Consider the following 17,640-nt stretch of genomic DNA (forward strand, 5'->3'; position numbering starts at 1 on the left):
GATCATCTCCTTCGGATGCCGCCGGAATCATGGCTGTCATGACGGTCCTGCGACTCGCAGCGCCCTCCGGCGGCGCAGGGCCCGGCGGTGCGGGGCGTTTCGCCCACCGGATCCGGACCGGTGAGCTCGTGGAGCGCGGAGGAGTCGCCCTCCGCCGGGTGGCTCGTCCGCAGACCCGCTCACGGCCGGCCGGGGCCACGGTCTTCGGGGTCCAGGACGTCGGAAACGGCAAGGCGGGGAGTTGGCGCGCCTTCCGGCCCGTAGCCGAGGCGGATCAGCACCTGCGCGTGGCCCGGGCCCTCCTGCGGGTCGCGGGCGACCCAGCGCAGCTCCGGCCATTCCATGGCCTGGTGCAGCAGTGACGACCGGACCTGGTGCAGGGTCGCGACCAGCAGCACGTGCTCCAGCGCGATGCCGGCGCGGAGCCAGTCCACCGGCGCGTCGCCTCGGGTGGCGAGTACGGCGATGCACGGCTCCGTCTCGAACGGAGCCGGCGGCAGGGGTTCAACGGGGTGGATGGCGGAGAAGTCCCGCATCGGCATCCGCCCGGCACTGTCCTGTGGACCGAGCGCGGCGAAGGGAATCCCGTACGCGGGAGCATCGGACCCCTGGATCCAGCTCCGGCTCTCCGCACTGCGGTCGGGATCCGTGGTGTTGCGGCGCTCGGCCTCAGCGGTCAGCTGGAGCAGCCGGCTCCGCTCCTCACCGGCCGGGAAGCGCAGCAGTGCTTCCTCCGCCAGCGCCGTCTCGGCGAGTTGACCGAGCACCGCAGCAGGGATCGGCGGCCCGGTGAACGGGGTCCGGACCGTGTGCCGTCGCCAGATCGCGCCGTAGAGTTCCGTCGTACTGGCGAGATGGGCGCGGGAGAGCTCGTTCAGCTCGATCGCGGCCAGGAGGCCGGGTTCGGCGGAGTCGGGCAACAGCCGGACCAGCGGCGCCCAGCCCATCCGGCGGGCGGCGATGCGGAGGTTGAGGATCGCGGCTCCCACGGAGATGTGCAGTGCACGCTCGTCCGGGTCCGTGACCGGGAGCGAGCGTTCCCGGAGCGCGCGTACCTGGAGCGTCGAGGTGTCCGGGTCCAGCCGGAAGTGCCAGGGCTGGGTGTTGTGGATGGACGGTGCGGCGACCGCGGCGGAGAGCAGGTTCTCCAGCGCGGCGGCGTCGAGGGCCAACGTGTCCATGGCGTTCTCCCTGGTTCGGCGGGTTCAGCCGGATACCGGCCCGCCGGGGCCTGATCTCAGGGTGTCGAGGCGGTGGCGGTACTCGTCGGCGTCGATCTCGCCCCTGGCGAAGCGCTCGGCGAGCAGTTGTTCCGGCGACATCGGCGCGGCCGCTTGCCCGTCGGGCGGGCCTTGCCGGGGCAGGTGGCCGAGGTGACGGGTCAGGGCGACCGCGACGACGACCAGCAGTCCCAGGAAAAGCAGGACGCCGATGGCCATGAAGCCGAAGCCCCAACCACCCATGTCATGGTCGTTCCAGTACCTCATCGCAGGCTCCCGGTCGTGAGGGCGAGGCTGTTGCCTCACTCCCCACGGTGCGCCCGAACACGGGAACCTGGCTTGGGCCGACCGGCTCAACATGCCCGACCGATCAGGGTCGGTGCGGCCGGGTCGGGTGCTGCCCGTTGTCGGCGTGGGCGGCGATCACGGCTGCCTGGAGCCGGCGTTCGACGCCGAGTTTGGCGAGCAGCCGCGACACGTGGTTCTTCACGGTCTTCTCGGCGAGGTAGAGCTCCTGGCCGATCTCCCGGTTGGTCTTCCCCTCCCCCACCAGTGCCAGGATCTCCCGCTCGCGCGGGGTCAACTGGGACAGAGCGGCCTCGGAGTCGGACTCGTCGGGGTGGCGCAGGCTCTCCATCAGCTTGCGGGTGGTGGCCGGATCCAGCATCGACTGCCCCGACGCCACCGTACGCACCGCGGCGACCAGGTCGGCGCCCTTGACCTGCTTGAGCACGTATCCGGCGGCACCGGCCATGATCGCGTCCAGCAGGGCCTCGTCGTCGTCGAAGGAGGTCAGCATCAGGCACACCAGCTCGGGCATCCGGTCGCGCAGCTCCCGGCAGACGGTCACCCCGTCGCCGTCCGGCAGCCGCACGTCCAGCACCGCGACGTGGGGCCTCAGGGCGGGCACCCGGGCCAGCGCCTGCGCGCAGGTACCGCCCTCACCGACGACCTCGATGTCGGGTTCGGCCTCCAGCAGGTCCCGCACCCCGCGCCGCACCACCTCGTGGTCGTCCAGCAGGAACACCCGCAGGGGCTGCCCGGGCTCGCGGGCCTCGGTCTCGTCCATCGATCGTCTCCTGAACCGGACGGCGGACACCTGCCTCGATTGTCCCCGCGGCCCGGTCCTGCCGCAGAGGACACCGGGGACGTACGCATCCGAGTGCTCGCCGAGGTGGCCCGATGGGCCCGTCCGCCGGTGAAGTCCTCCGGACGCTCAGCGGGGGCGGGGATCACCGGACCGGGGCACTCGGCCGCCGCCCCGGGGCCGCTCGGCCCTGCCACCCCCGTGTGAAACCCGATGAAAGCGTCGGCACGTACGCGTCCGGGCCGTACGGCGGGTGTTCGGGGCCGGTGGGCCCAAGCCTCGGGCACCTCGCTCGGAGCAGGATGGAAGCGAGATCCGGAACCAGCAGGCGGGTGCCGTGGCCCGGAGTGCGACCGAAGGGACGTGGTGGTCATGACCACCAGCAGCAGCACCGAGCAGCACCGGACGAAGCAGTGGACGCTGCATCTGCAACTGTTCGAGGAGGGCGACGTCACCCGGGTGCACGCCGTTCTCGACACCGGCGACAACACGCTCCGCAGCAGCGCCACCGCACGGCGCAGCCCGGGCGACCCACTCGTCCCCGAGGTCGGTGACGAGTTCGCCGCCGGGCGCGCCTTGGTCGATCTCGGCCACCAGTTGCTGCGCGCGGGAACGGCCGACGCCGCAGCGTTCGACCCGGCCCTTCGCCCGTGACACCTCGTCTGACACCGCGTCGGCCCTCCACGAGTGACGTGTGAGAGCCGGAACAGGGAGCTGTTCACCATGACCGAGCAAGCCATGACCCCGGATCAGCTGCGTTTTCTGGTCTCCGCGGCAGGCGCAGCGCCGTCTCTGCACAACAGCCAGCCGTGGCGCTTCGCGCCCATGCCCGACTCACTCGGTCTGCAGGTGTACACCGACCCGGATCGCAGGGTGCCGCTCACCGACCCGGACGGCCGGGCCCTGCACATCTCGGTCGGCGCGGCCCTGTTCAATCTGCGGGTCGCCGCGCTCCGGCTGGGCCGCGCCCCGGAGGTGCGGCTGCTCCCCGAAGGCGCCGAGCCGAACCTGGTGGCCACGGTCCGCCTCGCCCGGCCCGCCCCCTCATCGCCCCCGTACGGAACGGACCTCTTCGAGGCCATCGGGCTGCGCCACTCCAGCCGCCAACCGTTCGCCAACCGCGACGTGCCCGAGGCGGTCCTCGGAGAGCTGACCGCGGCGGCTCTCGACGAAGGAGCGGTGCTGTCCCCCCTGGAGGAGGCCGCCGTACGCCGGGTCCTCGCCCTGACCGGCGACGCCGAACGCCGCACCGGCACCGACCTGGCACGGATGGCGGAGACCCGCAGCTGGCTGCGGTTGGAGGCACCTGCCGCGGACGGGATCCCTGCCGCGGCACTGGGCCCGCAGGATCACGACGCCCGCGTGCCCATGCGCGGCTTCACCGGACGCACGCAGCCCGGGGAGCCGTCTCAGCGCTTCGAGGCACTGCCCCAGCTGGCCACCCTCACCACCCACGGCGACCAGCCGGCCGACTGGCTCCGCGCAGGGCAGGCCCTGCAACGTGTCTGGCTGCTGGCGACCAGCCACGGCCTGCGCGCCTCGGTCCTGCACCAGGCCGTCGAGTGGCCCGACACCCGCTGGGGTCTGCGCGACCCCGCCGAAGGCATCGGCCATGTCCAGCTCGTCCTGCGCCTCGGCTACGGCCCGCCCGGACCCGCGACCCCGCGTCGGCCGGTCGACGAGATCCTCGACCTGACGGGCTACGGTGCCGCCGTTGCGCGAGACGAGTCGTCATGCTGACACACCACACGGTCCGGGACGTGATGAGCCGAGATGTGGTCCGCATCGCGCCGGCGTGCGGATTCCGCGACATCATCGAACTGCTCCCGGCGAGTTCGACATCACCGCCGGCCCGGCGGAAGTCTCGAACCAGGAGGCCCCTCATGGGACCCACGTCTGAAAGAGCACACCACATCATCGTCGGCGTCGACGGCTCGCCCTCGTCTCGCGCTGCTCTTCGTTGGGCCCTCGGACAGGCTCGGTTGGAAGGTGTTTCGATCGAGGCGTTCTCGGCCTGGGACTACCCGCCGCTGAGCGGTTGGGGCCTGACGATCCCGGGGCCGGAGATCGAAGAAGCGGCGCGCCTGGCGCTGGCCGAGACCGTGAAGGCGGAGCAGGACGCGGTACAGCCTGCGGTCGAGGTCCGGCAGCGCACCGAGTACGGACACCCCGCGGATGTGCTGGTGCAGGCCGCCCACGGAGCGCACCTTCTGGTCGTGGGGAGCAGGGGCCTGGGCGGTTTCACCGGCACCCTGCTCGGCTCCGTGAGCCGGCACTGTGTCGAGCACGCGCCCTGCCCCGTGGTGGTCGTGCGCAGCACCGACGCCTGAACGCCGCGCAGCAGTGAGTTCACGGCCCTCGCGACGACCGGATCCGTGGACTCCGCGAGCACCTGCCGGAACTGGCCGTCCGGGTCGTCAACGTGGTCGACATCGCGTGCCTGATGCCCGCCGAGGAACACCCGCACGGGATGCCCGACCGGGATGCCCGACCGGGATTTCGACGCGCTCTTCACCCGCGAAAAGCCGGTGATCTTCACCGACCAATGAGGACCGGCGGCGCTGGTCGCAGTCGCGGTCGGCGACGGGTCTGCCTACGGTTGGAGACAGGACGCGCCGGTGCGTCCGGCTTCCGGTTGCGCAACGCGTCGAAGGTACGGTCGTCCAGCAGGGGAATCGAAGGTGGGCCGGGTGTATCCGGAGGATGGTTCCGGGCGGGCGGACGTTCCCGACCGCAGCCACCGAATCGATGACGAGATGGACCGGATCGTCGGACGGCTACGGGACCTCGCCCATACCCAGCGCCGTTTCCAGGACCTGCTGGACGCCGTGATGGCGGTCGGCCGGGAACTGGACCTGCCGGTCGTGCTCCGGCGGGTGATCACCACCGCGATGGGCCTGGTCGACGCGCGTTACGGCGCACTCGGCGTGCTCAGCGAGGACGGCGAGCACCTGGAGGAGTTCATCCCCGTGGGGCTGAGCGAGCGGCAGGTCGCAGCGCTGGCCGGCGTCGCCCTTCCACACGGGCGCGGGCTCCTCGGGCACCTCATCGACCACCCCGAACCACTGCGTGTCGCGGACATCGGCGCCCACCCGGACGCGGTGGGCTTCCCGCCGGGCCACCCGCCGATGCGGACACTGCTCGGGGTGGCGGTCACCGGCCGTGGACGGGTCTACGGCAACCTCTACCTCTGCGAGCGGCGCGACGGACAGCCCTTCGACGGCCACGACCAGGACATCGTGGTGGCGCTCGCCGGCGCGGCCGGCCTCGCCATCGAGAACGCCCGCCTCTACCGGCAGGTCCGCGCCAACGCCGAGTACTTCCAGCGTCTCCTGCTTCCCCGCCTCGCCGATGTGGCGCCGTTCTCGGTGTCCGCGATCTATCGCCCCGCCACGGCCCCGGACCACGTCGGCGGCGACTGGTACGACGCCCTCATGCTCCCCGACGGCGCCTGCGCCCTGGTCATCGGCGACGTCGTCGGACACGACCTGAAGGCCGCCGCCACCATGGCCCAGACCCGCAACATGCTGCGGGCCCTCCTCTACGACCGCCGCACCCCGCCCAGCGCCGTCCTGGCACAGCTCGACCGCACCCTCCAGGCGATCACCGACAACCCGATCACCACCGTCTGCCTCGCCCGCATCGAACCCGCCGAGGACGGCTGGACGCTCCACTGGAGCAGCGCCGGACACCTGCCGCCACTCCTGATCGGCCCCGACGGCACCGCCCGCTACCTGCACGCCGACCCCGGCCTGCCCCTCGGCGTCGACCCGGACGTGCCCCGGCCCGACCACAAGCGCCCCCTGCCCGGCGACTCCACCCTCGTGCTCTTCACGGACGGCCTGGTCGAGCACCCCCACCGCCCCCTGGAGGCCGGCCTCACCGCCCTTGCCCAGGTCGCCGCCGCCCACGCCGGCCTGCCCCTCGCGGACCTGTGCCGGACCCTGGCCGACGCCCACCTCGGCGACGGCCGCGACGACCTCGCCGTCCTCACCCTGCGCACCCCGCCCGACCCACGCCCACCGGGAAGACCCCCGGGACACGTCCCTCGGGCCGGCGACACACTCCCGGCCCCGGGAACGGCAGTCTGACCTGACCGGCACGGAGGGAGTTCCGTCGCGTTGCCGGTGCCGACGGGCCTGTCCGTGCCACCACGAGCACCACCACCACGCAGCGCCCGTCACCCGCGGTGTCCGGCCTCGGCCGAGGTCAGCCCGTGGCCGCCGGCGTGCACCGGTCCCCCGCGGCGCGGAGCCACCGCTGGTAGGCCGAGCTGCGCCCGGCCGCGACCCGGTGGGCCGCGCGCGCGTGCTCGACGAGCACCGCGTCCAGGGCGGCCGGCCGACCCTCCTGGTGCCAGGCGATCAGGTGCCGGTACCAGAGCGGGTCGCCGACGATGGGCCGCACGGCGATGCCCGGCACCTCCTCGAAGGTGGCCTGGCACAGGCTCACCGCGTGCCCGGTGCGGACCAGTTCGAGCAGCAGCCGCCCCTCCGCCTCGTGGACGGTGCGCATCCGGTGGCCGGTCGCGTGGAAGGTGGTGGACCAGTACTCACGGACCCGGTCGTCGTCCGGGCGCGGTGCGACCCAGTCCTCGTCCTCCAGTTCGCCCAGGTGGACCTCCGGCCGGGCGGCGAGGCGGTGGCCGGCCGGCAGGGCGACGAACACGGGCTCGGTGACCACCGGCCGCAGGACCACACCCGGCGGCGCGGGCAGCTCGTAGCCGGGGCAGTCGCCGACCACGGCGGCGTCGAGGCGCCCGTGCGCGAGGTCGTCGATCAGGGGAACGGACGAGCCCTGGGCGCGGGAGGCGATCCGCGCCTCGGGGTGGTGGGTGCGCAGCGCGGTGATCAGTCCGCCGAGCAGCGGGGCGTTGACGGACCCGAGCCGGAAGCGGGGTGTCGGGCTGCCGGTGCGGGCGGCCAGGGTGGAGGCGTTCAGCAGTTCGTCGACGGTGGGGAGGACGGCGCGGGCGCGGGTGAGCACGGTCTCGCCGAAGGCGGTCGGGACGACGCCGGTGGGTCGGCGGTCGAACAGTGTGCCGCCCAACATGCTCTCGATCCGGCGTAGTTGGGCGCTGAGGCCCGGCTGGGTGAGCCGGAGCGAGGCGGCGGCCCGGGTGAGGCTGCCGCTCTCGGCGATGGCGCAGATCATCCGTAGATGCCGTATCTCGAGCTCCATAAGCGGATGTTATGGGCAGCTGAGAGCTCCCGGAAGGGGCCGGGGAGGCTCAATCTTGTCCCACATGTGAAATGTCATATCGCATAGAAGAGGGACAAATGAGGATACGAAGAGCCGCATGCGCCCTGACCGCGGCCCTCGGACTGCTGTCGGCGGCCGCCTGTGGCGGGCCGGACGCCAGCGGCCCGGCCGCGGACGCCGTCCCGGCGCCGGGCGGGACCCTGCACGTCCTGTCCAGCATCGACCTGGAGCACCTGGACCCGGCCCGCGCCTACGTCACCTCCACCCAGGACGTGGGCCGGCTGCTCTACCGGACGCTCACCACGTTCGCCCCCGCCCCCGGGCAGGCCGGCGGGCAGATCGTCCCGGACCTGGCCACCGACACCGGTCACCCCACCGACGGCGCGCGGACCTGGACGTTCACCCTCAAGGAGGGCGTGAAGTTCGAGGACGGCCGGCCCGTCACCAGCAAGGACGTCAAGTACGGCGTGGAGCGTACCTTCGCCGCCGAGCTGCCCGAGGGCCCGCCGTACGCGCGGCTCTGGCTGGCGGGCGGCGAGACGTACAAGGGGCCGTACAAGGACCCGGCCGGGCTCGCGTCGATCGAGACCCCGGACGAGCGGACCATCGTCTTCCGGCTCAACCGTCCGGTGGCCGACTTCGGTTCCGCCGTGTCACTGCCGATGTTCGCCCCGGTGCCGCAGGACAAGGACACCGGCGTGGCCTACGACAACCGCCCGTTCTCCTCCGGCCCCTACCGGATCGACGGCTTCGAGCCCAAGAAGCGGCTCACCCTGGTCCGCAACCCCGCGTGGGACCGGGCCACCGACAGCGTCCGCAAGGGACTGCCGGACAAGGTCGTCGTCGACCTCAACCTCGACCCGGCCGTGGTCGACCAGCGGCTGATCGCCGGTCAGGGCGAGGACGCCGACGCCGTCGCCATGGAGCCGATCGGTCCGGCCTCGGTCGGACGGGTGATGAACGACCCGCAGCTGAAGAAGCGCCTGGTCACCGGCGAGTCCATCAACACCCGCTTCCTCGGCATCAACACCAGGCACCGGCCGCTGGACGACGTCCGGGTGCGGCAGGCCATCGCCTACGCGCTCGACAAGGACGCCCTGCGCACCACCCGCGGCGGCCCGATCGCGGGCGACCTCGCCACCACCCTGCTGCCCCCCACCCTGCCCGACGCGGCCCCCGAGGACCCGTACCCGAGCAAGGACGGCAAGGGCGACCCGGAGAAGGCCAAGGCCCTGCTCGCCGAGGCCGGTCACGCCTCCGGCCTTGAGCTCACCCTCGACACCCCGGCCACCACCGGCGGCAAGGCACAGGGCGAGGCGGTGCAGGCCTCGCTCGCCCGGGCCGGCATCACCGTGAAGATCAACGAGATCAGCTCCTCGGCCTTCTACAGCACGGTCGGCAGCCCCGCCCGGCAGCACGACCTGGTGATCGACGGCTGGACGCCGGACTGGCCGGGCGCCTCCACCTACCTGCCGATCCTGTTCGACGGCCGGCTGATCACCCCCGAGGGCAACAACAACCGCGCCCAGTACGACTCCCCCGACGTCGACGCCCGGCTGGACGAGATCGCGGCCGCGGGCGACCCGGCCGCCGCGCGGAGCGCGTACGGCGAGCTCGCCAAACGCATCATGCGGGACGCCCCCGTCGTGCCGTTCCTCTGGGACCGGGCCGCCGTGCTGGTCGGGCCGAACGTGACCGGCGCGTACGGGCACACCGCCTTCGTCGGCCGGCTCGACCTCGTCTCGCTGGGGTTGCGGAAGTGACCGTCCTGCGAAAGCTGTTGGCCCAGCGCTCGGCGGCGCTCGCGCTGACCGCGGTTGCCCTGCTGGTGCTCACCGCACTCGCCGCCCCGCTGATCACCTGGCTGGCCGGCAGCTCCCCGACGGCCTTCCACGGCGAGGCGGTGGACCCGGCGCTCGGCGGACTGCCACGCGGGGCCGCGGGCGGGATCAGCGCCGAGCACTGGCTCGGCGTGGAGCCCGTCAACGGCCGGGACGTGCTCGCCCGGGTGGTGTACGGCGCGCGGGTCTCCCTGCTGATCGCCGTCCTGGCCACCACCGTGTCCCTGCTCCTCGGCACCGCGCTCGGCCTGCTCGCCGGCTTCCTCGGCGGTTGGACCGACACCGTCATCGGCCGGCTGATGGACCTGCTGATGTCCTTCCCCAGCCTGATCTTCATGATCGCGCTGATCTCCGCCGCGCCCGGCGCCGACCGCCGGCTGCTGCTGGTCGTGGTGCTCGGGTTCTTCGGCTGGCCGTACGTCGGGCGGATCGTGCGCGGGCAGGCGATGGTGCTCGCCCGTGGCGAGTTCGTGGCGGCGGCCCGGGTGCTCGGCGCGTCCCGGCGGACCCTGCTGCTGCGCGAGGTGCTGCCCAACCTGACCGGACCGGTGCTGGTGGTGGCGACGATGTCGATCCCGGCCTGCGTCGCCACCGAGGCCGGCCTGTCCTTCCTCGGCGTGGGCGTACAACCGCCGACGCCCTCGTGGGGGCAGATGATCGCCACCGCCGTGCCCTGGTACGCCGCCGACCCGGCCTACTTCCTCATCCCCGGCGTCCTCCTGTTCGTCACCGTGCTCGCGTTCAACGTGCTGGGCGACGCCGTGCGCGACACGCTCGACCCCCGGAGCAAACCACGATGATCCTCTACCTGCTGCGAAGACTGGCCGTCACCGCACTCGTCCTGCTGGTGATCTGTGCCGTCACCTTCGCGATCTTCTACCTGATGCCCGCCGATCCGGCCCAGGGCGCCTGCGGCAAGGCCTGCAGCCCGGAACGGCTCGCCGGGATCCGCGCCACCCTCGGCCTGGACCGCTCCCCGCTCGCCCAGTTCGGGGACTACCTCGCCGGCATCGTCTCCGGCCGCACGTACGGCACCGGCGCGCAGGCCGCCCAGTGCCCGTTCCCCTGTCTGGGCTTCAGCTTCCAGACGAACCAGCCGGTGTGGGAGATGCTGACCGGCCGGCTGCCCGTCAGCATCTCGATCGCCGTCGGCGCGGCCCTGCTGTGGCTGGCCGTCGGCGTGACGGCGGGCGTGGTGTCCGCGCTGCGGCGCGGCAGCCTCTGGGACCGCGCCGCGATGACGGCCGCCCTCGGCGGGGTCTCGCTGCCGGTCTACTTCACCGCGCTGGTGCTCCAGTACCTGCTGGTGGTCCGGCTGAACGTGCTGCCCTACCCGACGGCCATCCCCCTCACCGAGGACCCGGCCGGCTGGGCTCAGTCGATGGTGATGCCCTGGATCACCCTGGCCATGCTCTACGCCGGCGTGTACGCCCGGGTCACCCGCAGCGAGATGCTGGAGAGCCTCGGCCAGAACTACGTCCGCACCGCACGCGCCAAGGGCCTGGCCGAGGTCACCGTGGTACGCCGGCACGCGCTGCGGCCCGCGCTGATGCCGATCGTGACGATCTTCGGCATGGACCTCGGCGCCCTGCTCGGCGGTGCGCTCATCACCGAGTCGGTGTTCGGCCTGCCCGGCGTCGGCAAGCTCGCCGCCGACGCCATCGCGGGCGCCGACCAGCCGGTGATCCTCGGTGTGACGCTGTTCGCCGCCGGATTCGTGGTGCTCGCCAACCTGATGGTGGACCTCGTCTACGCCGTGCTCGACCCGAGAGTGAGGGCCGTCGGATGACTCTCCTCACCGTACGAGACCTGACGGTCGACTTCGCCTCCGGCGTCCGGGCCGTCGACGGACTCGACCTCGACCTCGCGGCCGGGCAGGTGCTGGGTGTGGTCGGGGAGTCCGGCAGCGGCAAGTCCGTCACCAGCCTCGCCATGCTGGGGCTGCTGCCCCGCGATGCCCGGGTCGGCGGCGAGATCCGCTTCGACGGGCACGAGTTGACGGGCATGGACCAGCGTTCCCTGCGCCGCCTGCGCGGCAACCGGATCGCCATGGTCTTCCAGGACCCGCTGTCCTGCCTCAACCCGTACTACCCGGTGGCCTTCCAGATCGCCGAGGCCTACCGGGCCCACCACCGGGCCGGACGGAAGGCTGCCCACCGGGTCGCCGTCCGGATGCTGGAGCGGGTCGGCATCCCCGAGCCCGAACGGCGCGCCCGCTCCTATCCGCACGAGTTCTCCGGCGGGATGCGCCAGCGGGTGATGATCGCGATGGCGCTGTGCCTGGAGCCGGACCTGCTGATCGCCGACGAGCCGACCACCGCGCTCGACGTCACCGTCCAGGCCCAGATCCTCGACCTGCTGCGCGAGCTCCGGCAGGAGGCCGGTACCGCCATCATGCTGATCACCCACGACATGGGCGTGGTCGCCGGGCTCGCCGACCGGGTCGTCGTGATGCACGACGGCCGCGCGGTCGAGCGCGGCACCGTCCACGACGTCTTCCACCGCCCGCAGCAGCCCTACACCCGCGGCCTGCTCGCCTGCGTGCCCCGCATCGACGGGCCGCTGCCCCACCGGCTGCCCACCCTTTCGGAGACGGCATGACAGCGCTGCTCGAAACCCGCGACCTCGTCAAGCGCTTCCCGGTCCGCCACGGACTCACCCGGCGCCTGGCCGGACACGTCACCGCCGTGGACGGCGTCTCGCTGCGGGTGGATCCGGGCGAGACCCTCGGCCTGGTCGGCGAGTCCGGCTGCGGCAAGTCCACCGTGGCCCGCCTGCTCACCCGCCTGGAGGAGCCGACCTCCGGAACCGTCCGCTTCGCCGGCCGGGACCTCGCCGACCTGGACGAGGCCGGCCTGCGCCCCGTCCGCCGTGAGCTCCAGATGGTCTTCCAGGACCCGTTCTCCTCGCTCAACCCCCGGCAGACCGTCCGCCGGATCCTCGCCTCGCCCTTCGCCTACCAGGGACTGGAGCCCGACGAGCCGGTGGAACGGCTGCTGGAGCGGGTCGGCCTCAAGCCCGAGCACGCCGACCGGCACCCGCACGAGTTCTCCGGCGGCCAGGCCCAACGCATCGGCATCGCCCGTGCGTTGGCGCTTCGGCCGAAGCTGGTGGTGTGCGACGAGCCGGTCTCCGCCCTCGACGTCTCGGTGCAGGCCCAGATCCTCAACCTGCTCAAGGACCTCCAGGACGAGTTCGGCCTCGCCTACCTCTTCATCGCCCACGACCTCGGCGCCGTACGGCAGATCAGCACCCGCATCGCCGTGATGTACCTCGCCGCCGTCGTCGAGACCACCGACCGCGACACCCTGTTCGCCGCCCCGGCGCACCCCTACACCCGCGCCCTGCTCTCCGCCGTGCCCCTGCCCGACCCGGACGCCGAACGCGGCCGCGAGCGGATCACGCTGCGCGGCGACCTGCCCAGCCCGCTGAACCCGCCCAGCGGATGCCGCTTCCGCACCCGCTGCCCGAAGGCCGACGACCGCTGCACCGCCGAGCGACCCGCCCTGCGGGAGATCGCACCCGGCCACGAAGTCGCCTGTCACCACCCGGAGTTGCCACAGTGATCCTGACCAGACACCGCCTGCCCGGGCTAGCGGTGACCGACCACGTCTTCGCCGTCCCGCTCGACCACGCCGACCCCGGCGGCGCAACCATCGAGATCTTCGCCCGGGAGCTCGCCGACCCGGTCCGCGCCCCGGACCAACTGCCCTGGCTGCTCTACCTCCAGGGCGGTCCGGGAGGGAAGTCACCGCGCCCGGTGAACACCGGCGGGTGGCTCGACCACGCCCTCAAGACCCACCGGGTACTGCTGCTCGACCAGCGTGGCACCGGCCGCTCGACCCCCGTCACCGCCCGCGCGGCGGCCGGCCTCGGCCCGGCCCGGCGCCTGGCCGACCACCTGGCGCTACACCGGGCCGACTCGATCGTCGCCGACGCGGAACTGATCAGACGTCAACTCTGCGGCGACGAACCGTGGGAGACGCTCGGTCAGAGCTACGGCGGCTTCGTCACCCTCAGCTACCTCTCCCTCGCGCCGGCGGGCCTGCGCGCCTGCTACATCACGGGCGGCCTGCCGGGCCTCAACAGCACCGCCGACGACGTGTACGCCGCCACCTATCCCCGGGTCCGCGAGCGGGTCACCTCCCACTACCTCCGCCACCCCGGCGACCGCGCGCTGCTCCGGCACCTCGCCGACCTGCTCGACCGCCACCCGGTCCACCTCCCGGACGGCGACCGGCTCACCGTGCGCCGCCTGCGCACCCTCGGCCTCATGCTCGGCATGGGCGACGGCTCCGCCCGCCTGCACTGGCTGCTCGACGAGGCCCTCGGCGCCGACGGCGCACCCACCGCGACCTTCCTCCAGCAGGTCATGCAGCTGACCTCCTTCACCGACAACCCGCTCTTCGCCGTCCTCCAGGAGTCCATCTACGGCCGCGGCGGTACCGCCACAGGCTGGGCCGCCGAACGCGCCCTGGCCGCCCACCCCGCGTTCGCCGAGGATGCCGACCCGCTCATGCTCACCGGCGAGATGATCTACCCCTGGATGTTCCGGGAGATCTCCGGCCTGCGCCCGTTCGCCGAGGCCGCCGACCTGCTCGCCGCACGCACCGACTGGCCCGAGCTGTACGACCCGGCCCGGCTCGCCGGCAACCCGGTCCCGGTGGCCGCCGCCGTCTACCACGACGACATGTACGTGGATGCCGGCCTGTCCCTGCGGACCGCCCGCGCGGTCGGCGGCCTGCGCGTCTGGGTCACCAACGAGTGGGAGCACGACGGTGTCACCGCCTCCGGAGGGCGGGTCCTCGCCCGTCTGATGGACCTGGCCTCCGGCCGGGCCTGAGCAAACCCCCGATGGGAGAACCGTGTTGAACCCCCGCCTTCTCGCCGGTGCCCTGGCGCTGGCCCTCCCGCTGGTCGCCGCCGCGTCCCCCTCCGCCGGCGCGTCCGGCGCCGGCGCGTCCGGCCCCCCCGCTCCCGCCGCCGCCTGCGCGCTGCCCGGCCGGACCGGCTGGACGGACGAGGGCCACGGCACCGACGCCACCCAGTTCCTGCAGCCGCTGGGCACCAAACGCGTCCTGATGCTCTTCGTCGACTTCCCCGACGCCCCGGCCACCGGCGAACTCGCCGACTACTACCACCGACTCGCCCCGGCCGCCGACTGGATGCGGCAGGACTCCGACGGCCGCACCCGGCTCGCCATCACCCCGCTCAACCGCTGGCTCCACCTGCCGCAGGACTCCGGCTCCTACGGCTTCCAGCGCGGCATCAGCTTCGAACAGCACGAGGCGTACGTGCGCCAGGCCGTCGAGGCCGCCGGCCCGGACGTCGACTTCTCCCGGTACGACCTGCTCTACATCGTCCCGACCAGATCGGCCTCCGCCATCACCTTCTCGCCCACCTACCTGTACGACCCGGCCACCCCCGGCATCGTGGCGGGCGGCACGCGGATCAAATGGGCGGTCACCCTCGGCCAGGACATGTACCGCTGGGGCCCCAAGGTCGCCGCCCACGAGACCTCGCACACCTTCGGCCTGCCCGACCTGTACGCCTTCGACGGCACCGACGCCCACCGCTACGTCGGCGGCTGGGACGTGATGGGGCTCATCTCGGGCCCGGCGCCGCAGCATCTCGGCTGGGAACGTTGGAAGTTGGGGTGGATCGACGACCGTCAGGTCGCCTGCCTGCCCACCACCGGCAGCCGTACGGTCCAGCTGCGGGCGATCGAACGCCCCGGCGGCACCAAGATCGCGGTGATCCGCACCGGCGAGACCACCGCGTACGTCGCCGAGTCGCGCCGCGCCGTCGGCGGCGACGCGTCCGCGTGCTCGTCCGGCGTGCTGGTCTACCAGGTCGACACCTCCGTCCAGACCGGCTACGGCCCGATCCGTGTGGTCAACGGCAACCCCGCCGCCACCCCGCCCGAGGGCTGCACACCGCTCGACATGGCCGCCTTCCAACCCGGCCAGTCCTTCACCGACCCCGCCACCGGCGTCCGGATCGAGGTCCGGCACCGGGGCCCGCAGACCGACACCATCACGGTCGGCAAGGCGTAGGCGCCCCGGCACCACCCCACGAACTCGCGCCGGTGGCCGCCGGGCAACCCCCACGGCCGGGCGGCCACCGGCGCGACCCCACCCCCACCGACCTCTCCCCCAGGAGGCATCCCCGTGCACGCCACCCGACTCGCCCGGCCGCTCGCCGCCGTGCTGACCGCACTCGGCGCGCTGGTCCTGCTCGTCGCCCCCACCGGTCGCGCCGCCGCCGCGGCCGTCGCACCGGCCTCGTCCTGCGCACTGGCCGGAACCACCGGCTGGACCGACGAGGGCCACGGCACCGACCGCGTCCGCTTCCAGCAGCCGCTCGGCACCAAGCGCGTGCTCACCCTCTTCGTCGACTTCCCCGACGCCCCCGCCGACGGCCCCACACAGCCCTACACCGCCCAGCTCACCCCCGCCGCCGACTGGATGTGGCAGGCCTCCTACGGCCGCACCTGGCTGGCCATCAGCCCGCTGGACCGCTGGCTGCGCATGCCGCAGCCCTCCACCTCGTACGGCTTCCAGCGCGGCATCAGCTTCAAGCAGCACGAGGCGTACGTGCGGGACGCGGTCCGGGCCGCCGCGCCGTACACCGACTTCTCACGGTACGACCTGGTGTACGTCGTCCCGCCGAAGTCCGCCACGGCGATCAGCTTCACGCCCACCTACGTCTACGACCCCACCACCGCGGGTGTGACCGCGGGTGGCACCCGCATCAAGTGGGCGGTGACCTTCGGTCAGGACATGTGGTACTGGGGACCGAAGATCGCCGACCACGAGACCGGCCACACCTTCGGCCTGCCCGACCTCTACGCCTTCACCGGCACCGACCAGCACGCCTACGTCGGCGGCTGGGACCTGATGGGCAAGATCGGCGGCCGGGCACCGCAGTACCTGGGCTGGGAGCTGTGGAAGCTGGGCTGGATCGACGACAGCCAGATCGCCTGCCTCCCCGGCACCGGCTGGACCACCGTCGATCTCACCGCGGTGGAGTACGTCGGCGGCACCAAGATCGGGGTGATCCGCACCAGTGCCACCACCGCGTACGTCGTCGAGTCCCGCCGGGCCGCCTACACCGACCCGGACCCCTGCTCGACCGGCGTGCTGGTCTACCGCGTCGACACCTCCGTCCGGACCGGCGACGGCCCGGTCCGGGTGATCAACGGCAACCCGGGCGCCACGCCGCCGCCGGGGTGCAGCCCGCTCGACATGGCGGCCCACCGCCCGGGCCAGAGCTTCACCGACTGGTCCGCCCGCGTCCAGATCTCCGTCCGCCAGGGCGGCGACTACGGGGACACCGTCCAGATCAGCAGTTGGTGATCCCCCGCGCGGCCGGCAGGGCCCGGGACCGTCGACACCGCCGCCCCCGCGCGGTGGTCGGCGCGCACGGCCTCCCCCGCCCCCCGGACGCAGCCCTCGCAGTTCTCCAGGCGCCGGGCCGGTTCGGGGCCGCGCCGACGGCGGGGGCGCCGGATGGCCTCGGCCAACCGGGCGGTGAAGTGGCGGCACGCCGGCTCGACCGCCTCGTCCACGTCCTCGCGCAGGTAGGCCTCGCGCAGTCCCTCGCGGGCCCGCGCGGCGAGCGAGCGCACGCCGCTCGGTGTCATCCCCATCCGTTCCGCGACGGCGGCCGCCGACTCCCCCTCCACGACGGTGAGCCACAGGAGCGCCTGCCACCGCTCGGGAAGGGAGCGGTAGGCCTTGGCGACCAGGGCGTTCTCCTCGGTGGCGAGCAGCGCGGCCTCGGTCTCCGCGTCCCCGGCGAGGTGTTCGGCCCAGGTCTCGAAGTCCTCCGGCAGCAGCACGCGACGGGTGAATTGCCGGCTCCACTCCATCGCGGTGCGGCGGACGCAGGCCATCAGGTACGGGCGCCAGGCGTGGCGCGGTCCGTGACCACGGGCCACCGACATGTACGTACGGGCGTAGGCCTCGGCGGCGAGGTCCTGTGCGGTCTGCGGGTCACGGCAATAGCCGCGCGCGTAGGCCAGCACCGCGCCGTGGTGGCGGGTGAAGACCTCGGCCATCACTTCTCCGACACGGGAGGCGTCGGTGGCGGTCGCGGCGGGAAGGACCGCGGAGAGCTCGACGTCGCTCAAGGTGCTCAGACCCGGTCCGTAGTCCTCGGAACGCACGGTCACTGTGGCCTCCTCAGGTCTGGTTGCCCCGTGACGGGCAGGTCGCGCGAACCAGGGGTACGGCGGCTGCACGGGGCCGGGGGAATCGGGCGTTGCTCGGTTGTCTGCGAGGCGGGG

At 72.9% G+C, this 17,640-nt stretch carries 16 protein-coding genes and 2 pseudogenes; 13 read left to right on the top strand and 5 right to left on the bottom strand.

Features of this window, described 5'->3' with window-relative positions; translation table 11 throughout:
- Window positions 1–179 precede the first annotated feature (179 nt).
- The 3 genes from ACZ3YO_RS21510 to ACZ3YO_RS21520 form a co-directional block, all read right to left on the bottom strand.
- Window positions 180–1,181 (bottom strand): Acg family FMN-binding oxidoreductase, encoded by a 1,002-nt coding sequence (locus ACZ3YO_RS21510; RefSeq protein ID WP_465571537.1) that lies wholly within the window; start codon window positions 1,179–1,181, stop codon window positions 180–182.
- 24 nt (window positions 1,182–1,205) lie between these two features.
- Complete coding sequence (locus tag ACZ3YO_RS21515) at window positions 1,206–1,487, bottom strand: SHOCT domain-containing protein (RefSeq protein WP_465571539.1); 282 nt, start codon at window positions 1,485–1,487, stop codon at window positions 1,206–1,208.
- A gap of 103 nt (window positions 1,488–1,590) precedes the next feature.
- Window positions 1,591–2,289 carry a response regulator gene (locus ACZ3YO_RS21520; protein ID WP_465571541.1) on the bottom strand — a complete coding sequence of 233 codons (699 nt, stop codon included), beginning with the start codon at window positions 2,287–2,289 and terminating at the stop codon, window positions 1,591–1,593.
- A gap of 390 nt (window positions 2,290–2,679) precedes the next feature.
- Here ACZ3YO_RS21520 and ACZ3YO_RS21525 point away from each other — a divergent pair, with 390 nt between their 5' ends.
- The 5 genes and pseudogenes from ACZ3YO_RS21525 to ACZ3YO_RS21545 all read left to right on the top strand — a co-directional run bounded on the left by ACZ3YO_RS21525 (window position 2,680) and on the right by ACZ3YO_RS21545 (window position 6,398).
- Entirely contained in the window at window positions 2,680–2,961 is a 282-nt protein-coding gene (locus tag ACZ3YO_RS21525; protein ID WP_465547655.1) for a dsRBD fold-containing protein, read from the top strand.
- Between the two features lie 69 nt (window positions 2,962–3,030).
- Window positions 3,031–4,047, top strand: coding sequence for an Acg family FMN-binding oxidoreductase (locus ACZ3YO_RS21530; RefSeq protein WP_465571544.1), 1,017 nt, complete (start codon window positions 3,031–3,033; stop codon window positions 4,045–4,047).
- Between the two features lie 143 nt (window positions 4,048–4,190).
- Entirely contained in the window at window positions 4,191–4,637 is a 447-nt protein-coding gene (locus tag ACZ3YO_RS21535; RefSeq protein WP_465571748.1) for a universal stress protein, read from the top strand.
- 50 nt (window positions 4,638–4,687) lie between these two features.
- Window positions 4,688–4,844 (top strand): annotated as a pseudogene (locus ACZ3YO_RS21540) (phosphoketolase family protein); the annotation flags it as partial.
- A 219-nt stretch (window positions 4,845–5,063) separates the two neighbouring features.
- Window positions 5,064–6,398: a PP2C family protein-serine/threonine phosphatase gene (locus ACZ3YO_RS21545; protein ID WP_465571546.1), complete on the top strand. Its 1,335-nt coding sequence runs from the start codon at window positions 5,064–5,066 to the stop codon at window positions 6,396–6,398.
- A 118-nt stretch (window positions 6,399–6,516) separates the two neighbouring features.
- On the opposite strand, the gene ACZ3YO_RS21550 is transcribed toward ACZ3YO_RS21545, so the two are convergent.
- Window positions 6,517–7,488 (bottom strand): LysR family transcriptional regulator, encoded by a 972-nt coding sequence (locus ACZ3YO_RS21550; protein ID WP_465571549.1) that lies wholly within the window; start codon window positions 7,486–7,488, stop codon window positions 6,517–6,519.
- 98 nt (window positions 7,489–7,586) lie between these two features.
- Between ACZ3YO_RS21550 and ACZ3YO_RS21555 the strand changes: the two genes are divergently transcribed.
- The 8 genes and pseudogenes from ACZ3YO_RS21555 to ACZ3YO_RS21590 all read left to right on the top strand — a co-directional run bounded on the left by ACZ3YO_RS21555 (window position 7,587) and on the right by ACZ3YO_RS21590 (window position 16,708).
- Window positions 7,587–9,272 carry an ABC transporter substrate-binding protein gene (locus ACZ3YO_RS21555; protein WP_465571552.1) on the top strand — a complete coding sequence of 562 codons (1,686 nt, stop codon included), beginning with the start codon at window positions 7,587–7,589 and terminating at the stop codon, window positions 9,270–9,272.
- Window positions 9,269–10,150 carry an ABC transporter permease gene (locus ACZ3YO_RS21560; protein ID WP_465571555.1) on the top strand — a complete coding sequence of 294 codons (882 nt, stop codon included), beginning with the start codon at window positions 9,269–9,271 and terminating at the stop codon, window positions 10,148–10,150. The genes ACZ3YO_RS21555 and ACZ3YO_RS21560 overlap by 4 nt, the downstream gene beginning before the upstream one ends.
- Entirely contained in the window at window positions 10,147–11,139 is a 993-nt protein-coding gene (locus ACZ3YO_RS21565) for an ABC transporter permease (protein WP_465547662.1), read from the top strand. Before ACZ3YO_RS21560 ends, ACZ3YO_RS21565 begins: the two co-directional genes overlap by 4 nt.
- Window positions 11,136–11,927, top strand: a pseudogene (locus ACZ3YO_RS21570) (ABC transporter ATP-binding protein); the annotation flags it as partial. The gene ACZ3YO_RS21565 and the pseudogene ACZ3YO_RS21570, both read left to right, overlap by 4 nt.
- A 20-nt stretch (window positions 11,928–11,947) precedes the next feature.
- On the top strand, window positions 11,948–12,916 hold the full coding sequence (locus ACZ3YO_RS21575) for an ABC transporter ATP-binding protein (protein ID WP_465571559.1): 969 nt from the start codon (window positions 11,948–11,950) through the stop codon (window positions 12,914–12,916).
- Complete coding sequence (locus ACZ3YO_RS21580) at window positions 12,916–14,193, top strand: alpha/beta fold hydrolase (protein WP_465571751.1); 1,278 nt, start codon at window positions 12,916–12,918, stop codon at window positions 14,191–14,193. The genes ACZ3YO_RS21575 and ACZ3YO_RS21580 overlap by 1 nt, the downstream gene beginning before the upstream one ends.
- A 22-nt stretch (window positions 14,194–14,215) precedes the next feature.
- On the top strand, window positions 14,216–15,406 hold the full coding sequence (locus tag ACZ3YO_RS21585) for a M6 family metalloprotease domain-containing protein (protein WP_465571562.1): 1,191 nt from the start codon (window positions 14,216–14,218) through the stop codon (window positions 15,404–15,406).
- 114 nt (window positions 15,407–15,520) lie between these two features.
- The gene (locus ACZ3YO_RS21590; RefSeq protein WP_465571564.1) at window positions 15,521–16,708 is read left to right on the top strand and encodes a M6 family metalloprotease domain-containing protein; all 1,188 of its coding nucleotides are present in this window, start codon (window positions 15,521–15,523) and stop codon (window positions 16,706–16,708) included.
- Here ACZ3YO_RS21590 and ACZ3YO_RS21595 read toward each other — a convergent pair.
- Window positions 16,675–17,526 carry an RNA polymerase sigma factor gene (locus tag ACZ3YO_RS21595; RefSeq protein WP_465571567.1) on the bottom strand — a complete coding sequence of 284 codons (852 nt, stop codon included), beginning with the start codon at window positions 17,524–17,526 and terminating at the stop codon, window positions 16,675–16,677. The genes ACZ3YO_RS21590 and ACZ3YO_RS21595 overlap by 34 nt on opposite strands.
- Window positions 17,527–17,640 lie beyond the last annotated feature (114 nt).

The organism is Kitasatospora sp. NPDC022785 (assembly GCF_055561295.1).

Coding starts and splice junctions, on each gene's coding strand:
- ACZ3YO_RS21525 (WP_465547655.1), top strand. CDS start 2,680: ATGACCACCAGCAGCAGCACCGAGCAGCACCGGACGAAGCAGTGGACG.
- ACZ3YO_RS21545 (WP_465571546.1), top strand. CDS start 5,064: ATGGACCGGATCGTCGGACGGCTACGGGACCTCGCCCATACCCAGCGC.
- ACZ3YO_RS21515 (WP_465571539.1), bottom strand. CDS start 1,487: ATGAGGTACTGGAACGACCATGACATGGGTGGTTGGGGCTTCGGCTTC.
- ACZ3YO_RS21520 (WP_465571541.1), bottom strand. CDS start 2,289: ATGGACGAGACCGAGGCCCGCGAGCCCGGGCAGCCCCTGCGGGTGTTC.
- ACZ3YO_RS21575 (WP_465571559.1), top strand. CDS start 11,948: ATGACAGCGCTGCTCGAAACCCGCGACCTCGTCAAGCGCTTCCCGGTC.
- ACZ3YO_RS21530 (WP_465571544.1), top strand. CDS start 3,031: ATGACCGAGCAAGCCATGACCCCGGATCAGCTGCGTTTTCTGGTCTCC.
- ACZ3YO_RS21550 (WP_465571549.1), bottom strand. CDS start 7,488: ATGGAGCTCGAGATACGGCATCTACGGATGATCTGCGCCATCGCCGAG.
- ACZ3YO_RS21535 (WP_465571748.1), top strand. CDS start 4,191: ATGGGACCCACGTCTGAAAGAGCACACCACATCATCGTCGGCGTCGAC.
- ACZ3YO_RS21565 (WP_465547662.1), top strand. CDS start 10,147: ATGATCCTCTACCTGCTGCGAAGACTGGCCGTCACCGCACTCGTCCTG.
- ACZ3YO_RS21510 (WP_465571537.1), bottom strand. CDS start 1,181: ATGGACACGTTGGCCCTCGACGCCGCCGCGCTGGAGAACCTGCTCTCC.
- ACZ3YO_RS21555 (WP_465571552.1), top strand. CDS start 7,587: ATGAGGATACGAAGAGCCGCATGCGCCCTGACCGCGGCCCTCGGACTG.